Origin of the sequence: Burkholderia sp. SRS-25, from assembly GCF_004343765.1 — a bacterium.
GTDB classification, from domain to species: Bacteria; Pseudomonadota; Gammaproteobacteria; order Burkholderiales; family Burkholderiaceae; genus Burkholderia; species Burkholderia contaminans.
The window spans coordinates 354,811-369,167 of sequence record NZ_PTXM01000004.1 but is presented as its reverse complement, the minus strand read 5'-3'; the positions used below and the strand labels follow the sequence as shown (position 1 = coordinate 369,167).

Sequence of the window (14,357 nt, the reverse complement as noted above, 5' to 3'; positions counted from 1 at the left end):
ACTACTTCGGATTGACGGCTGCGTATTGGTCCAATGGAGACCATTCCGCGGCTCCGGGCCATCCGGGGATGGAAATCAAGATCCAAGGGGCGCTGACGCGCTGAACCTGCCATGGAACGTTTTGGAAAATGTTCACGCAGAGATGCTGCGCGACCAGCTGCTTGAGTTTCGAATCATCGCCTTTGCTCAATGAAACACTTATAGACGTGGCATCTTCGAGTTGTGCGCATGCGAAAGTGGTCGACGTCGCTTGAACGATTGAGCCAATTTCCTGCGCCTTCGTAGATGAACTAACAAGCAGGAGCAGACAACATCCCAATAAGCTTGACTTCATCCATATCCCCCAAGACAACTTGTCCGCGTGTGTCGATTATCAATGATCTGACCCACAATGCCGAACGGCCGCTTGTGGCCGGGTGCCGACGTCTGCGAGCAGTGGCTTGCGACGGCAGCCGCCGGTCGTGATCTCCAGCAACTGGCCGAACGGCGAACTTCGAGCGATCCCGTGCGGGCCGCTGGTAAACTCAGGCAGCCAAAGCAACTTTTCCCGGTCACATGAGCATGCAACCCACCGCAGCACCTGCACCCGTCACTCCAATGATGCAGCAATACCTGCGCCTTATGTGACAAGGCATAGACCAAAAAGCTACGCTACACGTTACGCCGACTCAAGTTGCAATTGGCTGCTCGCTGCGCACTGCACGCCTCAACACCAAAACCAGTACCATCGATAGACTCATACAGGGCCGGCTGTTTGCGCGCTATCACCAGTAGATCACGGAGCAAAACAGGACGAAGATACGAAATCGCCTTCGTGGGGATCGCCAGGGATATCTTATGAATAATAGTTATCGGGCTTCCCGTGGCTCACGGATCTGCCTGCTCGTACTCACAACCCCTGGCATTGCATTATTCCTTTTTGCGGGCTTTGGAATCATCAAACGAGAAAACCTTCTCGTTGCGCTGGTATTTTTCTTGATGGCAGCTCTGCTAGCGGCATGGCTGACATTCATGCTGACCATGCGCGTTGATCTAACTGAGCAGACTATTGTTCGGTCTTGGTTGCTTGGCTACAAGGCCGTGCCGATATCACAAATTACTAGCCTCCGCTGGAGCGGAGCGCGTGGACAAACCATATTGAGCGTAGCATACGGCAAACCAAGGCGGTTTATTTTGCTCTCTAGCATCATCGTCCCAACGGCAAAGTTGCTCGAAATTCAAAACGACATCCTCGCCTTGCGCGGCCTCGCAGGTGAGACGTTGTGGCCGCCGATGTCAACGGACGTCGACATCGATAAAATGTTAGAGCGAAAACGAGAATGATATTAACTCCACGAAATATGCTCGATACTGCCCGATTTTTCTTCGTCGCGATTGTTTTCTTTGGTTCTTGGCTTGAGGCTATGCGATGGCTGTCCGGTTGGAAGAGTCTTGAGCCGTACGAGACGAGCCGAGATGCCACGAACGAAAGGCAATTCTCCAATGGCTCCTATCGCTGGGTTTCGTGTCGAGCAAAATGGACAAGGTTTACCGTGGCCGTTGAACTCTATCCTCAACACTTATGGCTACGACCCAGCTTTCCCTTGAACTTGCGACTTCCCGCGATCTGCGTACCTTGGGATGCCATAAACGCGTCACAAAGAGAGATGTCCTCTTCATGCACGGTCACATTACGTATTCACGGTTGCTCTACAGGTCTGCGCTTTTTCGGCGCGGTAGGCCAGCGAATTCTGGCGGAAGTTGAAAATAGCAACAAGCGTACGCACACGAGCTAGGACTAGCCTCTGATCGCTGCCGATTCCCAACACCTGCAACTAGCTAAACAGCGAACTTCGCTCAGACGGGTCCGGGCCACTGGTAAACTCAGGCTCCAGTTGGCACAAGAAGGAATTGGCCGCGCATCAGAAAAGGCAGACTGAATGACCGTTCACATTTGAAAACGCAGCCGAACGTCCACGCAAGACACTAAACTTCGATACACCGGCTGAACGATTCCATCAAGCTGTTGCATCGATCGGTTGAATCTGCAACCCGAAGCGGTCTTTCGGCCGCGGAGGCAGGTTCCAAGGTATACGGTCTATCGTTACGTGTGGCAGGAGGAATTTAATAAGAAAACGATGAACTATAGTCGCGCCACATACGGGAACAAGAATGAGGGGCTTAGTTAATGGTCCTCGGCTGCCCATCAGGACCGAGGTTTCTTTCCCACTTTTCCGCCAGCAAGTGCCTTGTCAATCCGCTTACGGATCCGCTCTGCAGTGGCGAGAGTCAAATCGCGACGGTACAACCGGAAATATTGTTCGGCTTGATCATTCGCATCTTGATCTCGACCAAGTTTGACAAGGCAGAGCGTGAGTCGATCAAGTGCCTCTATTTCTCCAGCCGAACCCCGCTCGGCGTTGTCCTCGTCCAATAGTTGCCCAACTAGGCCGCCTTCATAGCGAATAGATGCGTAGGTGGCGATCGCTTCGATTGCACGTATGTAAATCGCAACAGCCCGCTCGCAGTCGAGCTTCTCGATGCTTTTTCCTTGCGCAATCAGTGCCCGATTGGCGTTACGTAGTTTATGAAAACGATTCAACGCTTCGAAATCCGTTTTCCGACCCATGTTGATCCAGTTGACCAGCCGATCGCCACATTGGCTTATCCACGCTGACTCCAACTCCTCTGCATCGGCGAGGAGCAAATTATCGCGTAGGATCCGGACGGTGTATTTTCCACCCAGATGTTTCTCGACATATCGCGTCCACAGCGGGTGCCTGTCATCGGACCACGCCCTGCGCTCTGTTCCTTTTCCAATATAAAAAATATTCCCCGTCTCGTCCTGATGAGCGTACACGTAATACTTCCGCGGATGCGCCTGATCTGCGTCGTCAGCAGGTCGTAATTCGAGAGCCTCTTCGTCACCAAGCGAGATCTGGATTCCCTCGTTGGTCATCCTGAAAGACAAACCCATGTCTCCTCCATACTCAGTCTTGTTCGCGTCGTTTGGCTGGGTATCACTAGCTCACGCGCGAACCGGATTTTGATTTTGATCAACCACGGCATCGTATTTTCCCTGAGCGGTGGCGATCTGGCCAGCCGCCTTCACAAGCGTATATAGTGGGTCTAAGGAATTCAATCAACAATTTTTGCGATGCCACTATCGCAAGTCATGCGCGACGGTGCGCGGTGCGGACGCGTCCACCCGCGCGGCCGGCGTCGGACAAACTGGTTTCGTCGCATAGTGATGAGAGCGTGGATGGCGACGCTGCTGGCGTTGTCAACGATTCTAACGTTGACATCAAGTGGCCATTCCTGGCCGAATTGAGTCCGGCTGTGTCGGCACTGTCCAACCCGGAACTACCGTTCGAGCTCCCCGCCCGTAACGATAGCTTCCAAGATGCAACCGCCACTCGTTCGCTCGAGTTTGCCGACGAATCATTGGCTCTTGTTGCCTCCAGAAGGTACGCGCCAGGTGGCTACCGACGGCCGAGCAGATGTAAAGCGTCATTCGCCGGGCTGGGAGGGCAATGCTGGTAATTGCGAGTTTCGCTAACGTGGGCGCATCCGCTAAAGTTTTGACTTGTCGAGGCACATCAATATGGTGCTGCATGTATTCGGGGACACAAGAACATGGCAACCAGACTATCACGCTCTCGCGAGCTTGCCGCCAAGGTAATTTTTGCAGCATTTCAAATATTACAAGAGCGTGGTGGCGAATTGCCCGGTCGCGATGTTATCGCCGAAATTCAGAAGCGAGTCGTGCTTGACGAGTGGGCTACGGAAACTTACGAAAAGACTGGCTACGTCCGTTGGCAGTCAATCTTGCACTTCTTCAGCATCGACTGTATCAAGGCGGGTTATCTTCTCAAGAAGAAAGGCGTTTGGTACCTGACCGCAGAAGGATCACAAGCAATCAAGCTTGGTGATGCTGGTCTTTTGAACGCCGCAGTGGACGCGTATCGCGCATGGCGAGATAAAAATCAACCCAATGCCGAACCGAAAAACGAATCTGACATAGTCGATGGCGGCGAACAGGCGCAGGAGGCGGCTATCCACGAAATGGAACAGCTGGCTGCTGAGGGGCTAAAAAAGCAAATATTCCTGAAGAACCCCTACGAGTTTCAAGATCTTGTCGCGGCTCTGCTGCGCGGCATGGGGTACTACACACCATTTGTCGCGCCTGCAGGAAAGGACGGTGGCATAGACATTATTGCTTACAGAGACCCACTCGGTACTGTTTCCCCGCGTATTAACGTACAAGTTAAGCATCGGAACGACACGCCCGCGAAGGTCCAGGAAATTCGGGAGCTTATGGGTCTGCTTCAGAAGGATGGCGATGTCGGCATTTTTGTGTCGTCCGGTGGATTCACGTCGGATGCAAAATCCACGGCTCGCAGCTCACACGCCCACGTTGAGCTGATTGACTTGGACAGATTCATCGCTTTGTGGCAACAGTTCTACGTTAAGCTGACAGACGATGACAAAGCAATCCTGCCACTTACCGCAATCTACTTCTATGCCCCCTCGTTTTAGAAGATTTGTAAGCGGTGAGCAACCGCGCATGTGACTTTCAGGGTTCAATGCTGTCGATATGACCGCCGCATATTGATGCAGCAGATTACCTGAACGTCAGCTAAGGCCGAGCAAGCGACGATCGGCGTCTGTCTCGGATGACCGCTTTTGGCCGAACCGAGCCACACAGCAACCCTAAAGCTGGCGCACCGGCTTCGACCACAACCTTGAAGTAACTTCACAGGTCAACGTTGAGCGAGGGAAATTCCAAGTAGAGTGAATCTCGACACCGTCGCTTCTGTCAGGGCTCCGAGCGCGCGAGCGATTCGACGAAATCGATGAACGCGGTCACGCGTTTCGAGCCGCGCTGGTTCGGCAGGTACAGGGCGGTGATCACCGAGCGCGCCGAGCCGGGCGTCACGTCGTACCGTTCGAACAACCGTCGCAGGCGGCCAGCTTCGATGTCCGGGCCCACCATCCAGTCAGGGAGCAGTGCGATGCCGGCGCCGTCGAGCGCGGCTTCGCGCAGCACCTCGCTGTGATTCGATTTCAGCCGGCCGGCGACGATCACGGGCGTCGTGCCCCGCGCATCGGCGAACGTCCACGCCTGCTGGTCGGCGCCGAAGTGAAAGCGCAGGCACGCGTGATCGACCAGTTCCCCCGGCGTCGCGGGTGTGCCGTGCGCGTTGAGGTAAGCGGGGCTCGCGACCACGTAGCGGCGGAACGTGCCGAGCGGTCGCGCGACGACGTCCGCGCTCGGCGCGGCGTCGCCGAGCCGGATCGCGACGTCGATCCGCGCGCTCACCAGATCGACACGTTCGTCGGTCAACTGCAGGTCGACGTCGAGCTTCGGATGGCGCGCGACGAACGCGGCGACGTGCGGAGCGATCCGGCGCAGCCCATAGGCGACCGGCACCGACACGCGTAGCGGGCCGGACGGCTCGTCGCCGCGATCGGCGACGAGCGCGTCGGCATCCGCGAGTTCCTCCAGCACGCGTTTCGCCCGCGCATAGTAGACGGCGCCCGCATCGGACAGCGTGACCTGCCGCGTCGTGCGGTTCAGCAGCACGGTGCCGAGCGATGCCTCGAGCGCGTCCACCGCGCGCACGACCGACGAAGCGGCGAGGTCGAGACGCCGGCCGGCGCTCGAGAAGCCGCCGGCTTCCGCGACTTCCACGAACGCGCGCAGCGCGGAGAATTTATCCATCGGAATGCCCTTGTGCGTGTTGCAACGTCGCGTTGCATGCGGTTCGCATTCTAGCGCCGGGCGGCGCGGCCGCACGGGCTGTACGTCGCCGCTTCAGGACGATTCAGGGTAGGGCGGGCATCATCGGCGGCACCGGGGCGCGGCCGGCCGCGCGGCATCTCGTGCTGTCGTGCGTAGGATCCTGCTCGAAGTCAGGCGAAGTCAGGCGCGTGCACCGCGTGTCACGCGGAAGACATGAACGTCCATTGAGCGATCGGCCGGACGATCGGTGCGTACGACCGCGTCCACGCAAATGCTTCAGCGCGAGCGTGCGCGCCGCCACGCGCCGGGCGGATGGCCGACGATCCGCGCGAAGACGCGGTTCAGGTGGCTCTGGTCCGCAAAGCCGCACGCGATCGCGATGTCGGCGAGCGTCATGTCGGATGTCTCGATCAGTTCGCGGGCACGCGTCACGCGCTGTTCGAGCAGCCACTGGTGCGGCGTGCGGCCGGTGGTGCGCGAGAACGCGCGGATGAAGTAGCCGCGCGACAGGTCGCATTCGGCCGCCACTTCCTCGATCGATACGCCCAGATCCGCCTTTTCCAGCAACAGCTCCTGCGCGAGCGCCAGTTTCGCCGGCGACAGGCTGCCCTTGTGGTCGAGTTCGGGCGTGCGCGCGTTGCCGTAACGGCGCACGAGGTGCGTGCCGATCGCGAGCCCCACCTGCTCGATGAACAGCGCGTTCAGCGGGCCGGGCGCGTCGAGGCTGCCGGCCACCGCGTGCGCGAGGTGGCCGAGCACCGGATCGCGCACGTCGGGGCGGCACGTGAGGCCGCCGATTGCCTGCCCGCCGTGCTCCGGGCCGACGCGCTCGAGATACGCATGCGGCAGCTCGACCAGCACGAAGTCGAAGTTGCCGTACAGGTCCGCATGGAAGTGGCGCGAGAAATCGCGAATGTAGATCGAGTGATGCTGGAACCGGCGCTCGCTCGCGCCGGCGCGCCCGTAGAGCGTGCGACGATGGCCGGCGGCCAGCGACACGCCGACCAGGAAGCCGCGGTCGCACGCGGGCATGTCGATGCGCTCCACGTGCGCTTCGCGCATGCATTTGCGGTGAAGCCGCAGGCCGCCGGTGGCGGTCTCGACGTCCTTCGCCAGCAAGCTGGCCACGCAACCGAGCGTATCCTTCGGCGGTGGTGGCGGGGATACCGCCGGCGCTGCGGTAACGGAGTCTGACATGGAATTCCCGGGCAAGTGACTCGGCGCGCGAAATGGCGAGTCCAGTTTAGCGACGCATGTGAACATTCAAAATGAATTTGCACAAACGTCCGCTCGCGAATCTGACGAAATGCTTTCAATGACGGTGCACGGCCGCCGCATCGCCCGCCACGACAGGCGTGCGCGCGGCCCGGAAGAGTATAGCGACCTACTTTTACATGCAAGCGAATGCGCCGATCGCGTGATCCGGTCGCCGCCCCACAGCGCATTTTCCTTCAAGATTTTCGTCGCGCCCCCGTCTACACTCAGCCCGTCATTCAACATTGTCCGGCCGGCGCCACGGTGCGCCGGGGCCGGACATCCTGCCGGGTGGACTGCCGCGTTCACCGGGCGGTCATCCTGAGGGACCCGGAGGCGGCCATGATCCAGATCGGAACGTTGTCGGTGGATTTCGAGCAGCGCGACATTCGCCGTCAGGGCGCGTCGCTGCGCATCGGTGCACGCGCGCTCGACATTCTCGAAGTGCTGCACCGCGCGAGCGGGTCGGTCGTGTCGAAAGACGACATCATGGACGCGGTCTGGCCGGGGCTGATCGTCGAGGAAAACCGCCTTCAGGTGCACGTGGCGACGCTGCGCAAGGCGCTCGGCACGAGCCGCGATCTGATCAAGACGGTGCCCGGGCGCGGCTACCTGCTGGTCGCGTGCGCGTCGCCCGGCCCGGAACGCCCGCCCGCGGCCGACGCGCCGGCCGCGGTGCCGGCCGATGCCCACGCGTCGTCGCCGCCCGCGCCGCTCGTCGGACGCGACGCCGAAATCGCGCAGATCGTCGAGATGCTCGAACGCACGCCGGTCGTCACGCTCGTCGGCGCGGGCGGGATCGGCAAGACGAGCCTCGCCGTACGCGTGGCCCATGCGGTGCGTAGCCGCTCGCGCGAGCGCGTGCTGTTCGTGGAGCTGGCGCGCGCGGGGACGCGCGCCGACATGCTGATCGCCCTCGCGGCCGCGCTCGGCCTGGACACGCAGCGCGTGCCCGCCATCGAGGACATCGGCGCCGTATTCGCGGCGTCGCGCTACCTGCTCGTGTTCGACAATGCCGAGCACATCGTCGATCTCGTCGCGAACCTCGTCGAAACGCTGACGTCGTGCGCCGGCTCGCTGCGCGTACTCGTGACGAGCCGCGAGCCGCTGCATATCTCCGCCGAAGCGGTGCTGCGCATGAGCCCGCTCGCGGTGCCCGGCGACGACGCGCGCACCGACGAGATCGTTCGTTGTTCCGCCGTCGAGCTGTTCCTGGAACGGGTTCGCACGGCCGCGCCGGATTGTCCGGTCGACGAAGCCGGCGTGCGGCTGATCGCCGATATCTGCCGGCGGCTCGACGGGCTGCCGCTCGCGATCGAACTGGCCGCGGCGCGGGTCGCGACGCTCGGGCTTGCGGTCGTCGCGTCGCGGCTGGACGACCGGCTGAACCTGTTGACCGGCGGGCTGCGCTCGGCGCTGCCGCGTCATCAGACGCTGCGAGCGACGTTCGACTGGAGCTACGTGCTGCTCGACTCGGCCGCGCGTGCGCTGTTCCGCCGGATGGGATGCTTCATCGGGCCGTTTACGTTCGATGCTGCGCACGCGGTCGCCACCGAGCCCGGCACATCGGCCGCGGACATGATCGCGGTGCTCGGCGAACTGGTCGCGAAGTCGCTGGTGACCGTCGAGTTCCACGGCGCCTATGCGCGATACCGGCTGACCGAATCGACGCGCGCGTACGCGCTGGAAAAACTGCACAACGAGGGCGAGTTCGAGCGCATCGCCGCGCGTCACGCACGATACGAGCGCGAGCAGGGGCACGAACGCGAGCACGCGGCGGCGAACGTGGACGCCTCGCACCGCGACGACGTGGTCGCCGAAGCACCGAACGACGCGTCAGCGGAGGCGGTCACCGGAGCACGGAACGACGTAACAGCCGATGCGGTCACGGAAGCGCCGAACGACGCACCAGCCGATGCATCAACCGGCGCACTCGCGCTGGCCGCCGACGAAATGCCCGTGCCCGAAGCGGACCTTCTGGCGCGTGCGCTGCTCGAGCCGGCAAGGATGCACGAATGCGCGGCGCGGGCGCGCCAGGTGCTCGACGCATTCGACTCGGCGGCGGCCGACCCGGTCGATGCCGGGTGCGAGATGCGGTTGCGCGCGGCCTGCGCGTCGGCGCTGCTGCATACGGACGGCGATGCCGTGGCCGCGGCCGCGATGTGGGACCGCACGCTCGGTCTTGCCGCCCATGTCGGTGACGATACGTTCGATGCGCGCGCGCTGGTCGGGCTGTGGCATACGAAGCTGACGCTGTCGGACATTCACGAATCGCTGCGCTACGCGACACGCTTCGAGCGCGCGGCCGAGCGGCGCGGCGACCGCTCGCAGCGGCTCCTGGCCAACGCGATGGTCGCCACGTCGCTGCACTATTTCGGCGAGCACGCGCAGGCGCGCGAGCGGCTCGAAGCGGCGACGGCCGAACTCGGCGAGGTGGGCGAACCGCCGTGCGCGCAGGCAGCGCTCGGCGTCGACATGACGACGCTCGCGCGCACGATGCTCACGCGGCTCGTGTGGATGCAGGGCGACCCCGACCATGCGATGCGCATCGCCGCGCAAGCGGTCGAGTGCGCGCGCCGCGGCCCGTCCGCGCTCGCGCTGTGCGTGGTGCTGGGCGCGGCCGCCGTGCCGATCGCACTGCGCTACGGCGACCACGACATCACGTCCGACTATCTAGCGACGCTGCGCGCGACCGCGAGCGCGCACGGCTTCGACATCTGGCGCAATCACGCGGAATGCCTGACCGGCCAGTTCGACATCCAGGCCGGTCATCCCGGCGCGGGCCTCGCGCGGCTCGAACCCGCGCTGCGGCGTGTCGAGGCGAGCGGGTTCCGGCGGCTGCTCGCCCCGTTGAACGTCGCGTACGCGGAGGGTCTCGTGCGCGTCGGCCGCGCAGGCGAGGCGCGTACGCGGCTCGATGCGACGCTCGCGCGCTGCCGCGCGCACGGCGAGCATCTGTTCGTGCCGGAACTGCTGCGCGTGACGGGCGTCGCGATGCTCGAACAGGCACGGATCGCGGCCCCCGATGCCGCGCTCGCGTACGAAGCCGATGGCCATCGTCATCTGCAGATGGCGATCCAGACCGCGAACGGGCAGGGCGCGTCGATGTGGGCGCTGCGCGGCGCGCTGGATCTCGCCGATCACCTGATCGAGCGAGGGCGCACCGCGCACGCGTCGACGCTGGTCGCCGGCGTCGCGCGGCACTTCGATCCGCATTCGCGCGCACATGATGTGCGACGCTTGCTGCGCGTGCAGAATTTCGTCCGCCAGGACATGCCGCCGCCGTCCCGCACGCCTGCGCGCCACGACGCCGCCGACGCAGCGCAGCAGGCCGCATAGCGATGCGCGAGTTCCAGGCAACCGCGCGACTGCGCGATCGCGGCATGCGTGCCGATGCGGGCGACGCAGCGGGTTTCCGTCGTTCGACGATGCGACGCACGCGCGGCGCGGCGCGGCGTGCGCGTGCGCACGGGAGGCCCGACGGTGCTTAGAGCGACGGAACCCGCCCGCGCGGCGGACCTCGTCGTCTTCAACGGCAAGATTGCGACCCAGGACGAGCAGCGCTCGTTCGTCAGCGCACTTGCGGTGAAGGACGGGCGCATCGTCGCGACCGGCGACGATCGCGACGTGCTGCGTCATGCGCTCGGCGACACGACCTGCATCGACCTGAACGGCCGCACGGTGATCCCCGGGCTCGTCGACGCGCACCTGCAGGCCATCCGCGGCGGCACGAACTTCAACCTTGAGCTGCGCTGGGACGGCGTGCCGTCGCTCGCCGCCGCGCTCGACCTGCTGCATCGGCAGGCCTTGCGCACGCCCGCACCGCACTGGGTGCGCGTGGGCGGCGGCTGGACCGCGCTGCAGTTCGCGGAGAAGCGCGGCCCGACGGTGGCCGAGCTCAATGCGATCGCACCCGATACGCCGGTGTTCGTCCAGCATCTCGGCGACAGCGCGTGGCTGAATGCGGCCGCGCTGCGCGCGATCGGCTACGGGCGCGACACGCCCGATCCGCCGGGCGGCGAATTGCGGCGCGACCGTCATGGGCGGCCGACCGGGCTGCTGCTCGCGCGCCCGGATCCGGCCGTGCTGGCCGCGGCGCTCGCGCGCGCGCCGGTGCTCGGCGCGGCCGACCGGGTCAACTCGACGCGGCAGTTCATGCGCGCGCTGAACCGCGTGGGCGTGACGAGCGCGATCGACGCCGGCGGCGACGGCCTGACGTATCCGGACGATTACGCGGCGGTCATCGCGCTTGCACGCCGCGGCGAACTGACGACGCGCATCGCTTACGCACTGGGCGCACGGCACGCCGGCCGGGAAATCGACGACTTCGCGCAGTGGATCGCGCTGACCTCGCCCGGCGACGGCGATGCGTTCCTGCGCGCGAACGGCGCGGGCGCGCGGCTGCTGTTTTCGGCGGTCGATCTCGGGAATTTTCTCGACCCGCGCACCGAACTGCCCGCGTCGGTCGACGCGGAGCTGACCGCCGTCGTCCGGCTGCTGGTCCGCCACCGCTGGCCGTTCCGGCTGCATGCGACCTACGACGAAACGATCGGCCGCTTCCTCGACGTGTTCGAGGCGGTGAACCGCGATACGCCGTTCGCCGGGCTGCGCTGGTGTTTCGACCGGTGCGAGACGATGTCGGATGCGAACATCGCGCGCGTGGCGGCGCTGGGCGGCGGCGTGACCGTGCAGCCGCGCATGGCGTTCCAGGGCGAGGCGTTCATCGCGCGCGACGGTGCGACCGCGGCGACGCGCGCGCCGCCGATCCGCGCGATGCTCGCGGCCGGGCTGCCGGTCGGGGCAGGCTCCGGCGCGCTCGATGCGGCGAGCTACAACCCGTTCGTCGCGCTGCACTGGATGGTGTCGGGGCGCAGCGTCGGCGGCACCGTGCTGTATCCGGCGCGCAACCGGCTCGGCCGGATGGAGGCGCTGCGCTGTTATACGGTCGGCAGCGCGTGGTTCTCAGCCGACGAGCATCGCAAGGGGGCGCTGGTGCCCGGCCATTACGCGGATTTCGCGGTGCTCAGCGACGACTATTTCACGATCGACACGCCGCGCATCCCGCAGCTGTCGTCGGTGCTGACGATCGTCGACGGCAAGGTCGTGCATGCGGAGCGGGAATACGCGTCGCTCGCGCCGCCGCCGCCGCCCGTCAGCCCCGGATGGTCGCCGGTCGCCGATGGCGGCGGCACGCCTGAAACAGGCGCGAACGGGCATGGCAGCCCGCGCGCATCGGCGGCGGGCGACGCATGCATGAACCCCGGCACCGATGCGTGCCGGGCACGCGGCCCCGGGCGCCGCTTTGCGCGGCCGCGCCATCCGACGGCCTGCGCGGCCGGCGACCGCTGCGACGCGTGCGGCCGCCGCTGCGTCGCGTGCTAGCCGGCACGCACAATATCGCGCGGCATGGCCTTGAACGATTTTTCGTCCCGTGCGCGGGACAGGAAGGAGACACGATGAACGTTGCGCACACACGCGCACCGTCGACCGGCGACGAAGTGGCCGGCGTCAGCATTCCACGCACGACGCTTGCGGTCGAGGCGGCCGACGCGGCGCGTGCATCGTTGCCTGCCGCGCTCGCCGATCATGCCGCGCGCGTGTTCGTGTTCGCGTCGCTCGCCGCGCGGCGTGCAGGCGAAGGGTGCGATGCCGATGCGCTGTACGTCGCCGCGATGTACGCGAACATGGGGCTGAGCCCCGCTTACTGCCGCTCGCCCGAACGTTACGAGCTCGACGGCGCCGATGCCGCGCGCGCGCTGCTGGTGCGGCATCGGCGCGCGCGCAGCATGCGCGACGACGTCTGGCACGCGATCGCGCTGCATACGACGCCCGGTGTGGCAGAGCGTGCGTCGCCGCTCGCCCGCGCGCTGGCACGCGCCGTGTCGACGGATTTGATGGCAACGGATTTCGACAGCTACACCGCCGACGAGCGCACCGCGCTGCTCGCGGCTTACCCGCGCGGCAGCGGATTTCGCGAAACCTTCCTTGCCGCGGTCGCGCGCGGCGTCGAGCATCGGCCGCAGTCGACTTTCGGCACGTGGAGCGCCGACGTGCTCGAACGCGCGGATCCGGATTTCCAGCGGCCGAATTTCTGCGGGCGCGTGCTGGGGGCGCGGTGGAGCGACGCGTGACGGCGCCGTTGCATCGAGCGGGAATCGGCCGCGCAGGCCGCGGTATCGCGACGGGGTGCGCGACGCCCCGTGCCGTGCGCGGCGCATCCGCCGGCTACGCGAGCGATCCGGCCGCGTCGTGCCGCGCATAGTCGACGTATCCCGCGCGGTCGCCGCCGTACCAGCCGACGGTTTTCGGTTCCGCGAGCGGGACGCGTGCCGCGAGGCGTTCGACGAGATCGGGGTTCGCGATATAGGCGCGTGCGAACGCGACGAGATCGGCGTCGCCCGCGTCGATCAACGCATTCGCCGCGTCCGGTGAAATGCCGCCGTTGACGATCAGCGTGCCGCCGAACGACCGGCGCGCGTGCTCGACGATGCGCGGCAGATCGGGCTCGCCGCTCCAGCCGTTGGTGTCGGCCGCGTGCAGATAGGCGACACCCGCGTCGTCGAGCATCCGGCCGACGTACGCGAGCGTCGCATCCGGATCGGCATCGCGCACGTTGTTGTACTTCGCGTACGGCGAGATCCGCACGCCGACGCGGCCGAGCGGCATCACGCCGCCGACCGCGTCGATGATTTCCGCGAGAAAGCGCGCGCGGTTCGCGAGCGAGCCGCCGTAGCGATCGTCGCGGCAGTTCAGCGTCGACGACAGGAACTGGTGCGGCAGGTAGCCGTTGGCCGCATGGATCTCGACGCCGTCGAAGCCGGCGGCTATCGCGCGCGTCGCCGCTTGCCGAAATTCATCGACGGCCGCGACGACTTCGTCGGTCGTCATCGCGCGCGACGGCGTCGCGTGAATCTTCGTGTAATAGCCGTTCTGCAACTGTGCCCATACCTGCAGCTGTTCGAGGTCGTCGTTCACGCCGGACGGCGACAGCGGCGCGGCGCCGCCGAGCAGCGTCAGCGAGCTGACCCGGCCGCCATGCCACAGCTGCGCGAAAATGCGGCCGCCGTTCGCGTGGACCGCGTCGGTGACGATCTTCCAGCCGCCGGCTTGCGCATCGTCGACGAGCCCCGGTGTCAGCTCGAACGCGGCGGACGCGCGGCTGACGTTGGTCGCCTCGGTCACGATCAGGCCGGCCGACGCGCGCTGCGCGTAGTACTCGGCCATCAGTTCGGTGGGCAGCCCGCGCGACGGCGCGCGCGAGCGCGTCATCGGTCCCATCACGACGCGGTTCGGCAGCGCGAGGCCGCGCAGATCATAGGCACTGAGCAGGGAAGACATGGTGGACTCCTTTTCTTCGACTTGGAGCGGGGCGGCGACG

General features: G+C 64.9%; 9 protein-coding genes. 5 read left to right on the top strand and 4 right to left on the bottom strand.

Annotated features, from left to right (window positions below):
• Positions 1-837 precede the first annotated feature (837 nt).
• Positions 838-1,323, top strand: a complete 486-nt coding sequence (locus C5O79_RS06305) for a hypothetical protein (RefSeq protein ID WP_124648448.1) — start codon at positions 838-840, stop codon at positions 1,321-1,323.
• Positions 1,324-2,185: 862 nt separating this feature from the next.
• Here the strand turns inward: C5O79_RS06305 and C5O79_RS06300 are convergent.
• The gene (locus C5O79_RS06300) at positions 2,186-2,956 is read right to left on the bottom strand and encodes a hypothetical protein (protein ID WP_124648447.1); all 771 of its coding nucleotides are present in this window, start codon (positions 2,954-2,956) and stop codon (positions 2,186-2,188) included.
• 659 nt (positions 2,957-3,615) lie between these two features.
• Between C5O79_RS06300 and C5O79_RS06295 the strand changes: the two genes are divergently transcribed.
• Positions 3,616-4,518 carry a restriction endonuclease gene (locus C5O79_RS06295; RefSeq protein ID WP_046546710.1) on the top strand — a complete coding sequence of 301 codons (903 nt, stop codon included), beginning with the start codon at positions 3,616-3,618 and terminating at the stop codon, positions 4,516-4,518.
• Positions 4,519-4,798: 280 nt separating this feature from the next.
• On the opposite strand, the gene C5O79_RS06290 is transcribed toward C5O79_RS06295, so the two are convergent.
• On the bottom strand, positions 4,799-5,704 hold the full coding sequence (locus tag C5O79_RS06290) for a LysR family transcriptional regulator (RefSeq protein ID WP_122478917.1): 906 nt from the start codon (positions 5,702-5,704) through the stop codon (positions 4,799-4,801).
• Positions 5,705-6,001: 297 nt separating this feature from the next.
• Positions 6,002-6,922: an AraC family transcriptional regulator gene (locus tag C5O79_RS06285; protein ID WP_046546712.1), complete on the bottom strand. Its 921-nt coding sequence runs from the start codon at positions 6,920-6,922 to the stop codon at positions 6,002-6,004.
• Positions 6,923-7,321: 399 nt separating this feature from the next.
• Between C5O79_RS06285 and C5O79_RS06275 the strand changes: the two genes are divergently transcribed.
• The 3 genes from C5O79_RS06275 (at position 7,322) to C5O79_RS06265 (ending at position 13,110) form a co-directional block, all read left to right on the top strand.
• Complete coding sequence (locus C5O79_RS06275) at positions 7,322-10,318, top strand: winged helix-turn-helix domain-containing protein (protein WP_122478919.1); 2,997 nt, start codon at positions 7,322-7,324, stop codon at positions 10,316-10,318.
• 144 nt (positions 10,319-10,462) lie between these two features.
• Positions 10,463-12,361, top strand: a complete 1,899-nt coding sequence (locus tag C5O79_RS06270) for an amidohydrolase (protein WP_131931258.1) — start codon at positions 10,463-10,465, stop codon at positions 12,359-12,361.
• A gap of 74 nt (positions 12,362-12,435) precedes the next feature.
• Positions 12,436-13,110 (top strand): phosphohydrolase, encoded by a 675-nt coding sequence (locus tag C5O79_RS06265; protein ID WP_046546714.1) that lies wholly within the window; start codon positions 12,436-12,438, stop codon positions 13,108-13,110.
• Positions 13,111-13,204: 94 nt separating this feature from the next.
• Here the strand turns inward: C5O79_RS06265 and C5O79_RS06260 are convergent, their stop codons facing one another.
• Positions 13,205-14,317, bottom strand: a complete 1,113-nt coding sequence (locus tag C5O79_RS06260; RefSeq protein WP_122478921.1) for an alkene reductase — start codon at positions 14,315-14,317, stop codon at positions 13,205-13,207.
• Positions 14,318-14,357: the final 40 nt, after the last annotated feature.

Bases quoted from the DNA above. Each gene is read 5' to 3' on its own strand.
- C5O79_RS06265 (WP_046546714.1), top strand. From the start codon at position 12,436: ATGAACGTTGCGCACACACGCGCACCGTCGACCGGCGACGAAGTGGCC.
- C5O79_RS06300 (WP_124648447.1), bottom strand. From the start codon at position 2,956: ATGGGTTTGTCTTTCAGGATGACCAACGAGGGAATCCAGATCTCGCTT.
- C5O79_RS06295 (WP_046546710.1), top strand. From the start codon at position 3,616: ATGGCAACCAGACTATCACGCTCTCGCGAGCTTGCCGCCAAGGTAATT.
- C5O79_RS06275 (WP_122478919.1), top strand. From the start codon at position 7,322: ATGATCCAGATCGGAACGTTGTCGGTGGATTTCGAGCAGCGCGACATT.
- C5O79_RS06285 (WP_046546712.1), bottom strand. From the start codon at position 6,922: ATGTCAGACTCCGTTACCGCAGCGCCGGCGGTATCCCCGCCACCACCG.
- C5O79_RS06305 (WP_124648448.1), top strand. From the start codon at position 838: ATGAATAATAGTTATCGGGCTTCCCGTGGCTCACGGATCTGCCTGCTC.
- C5O79_RS06260 (WP_122478921.1), bottom strand. From the start codon at position 14,317: ATGTCTTCCCTGCTCAGTGCCTATGATCTGCGCGGCCTCGCGCTGCCG.
- C5O79_RS06290 (WP_122478917.1), bottom strand. From the start codon at position 5,704: ATGGATAAATTCTCCGCGCTGCGCGCGTTCGTGGAAGTCGCGGAAGCC.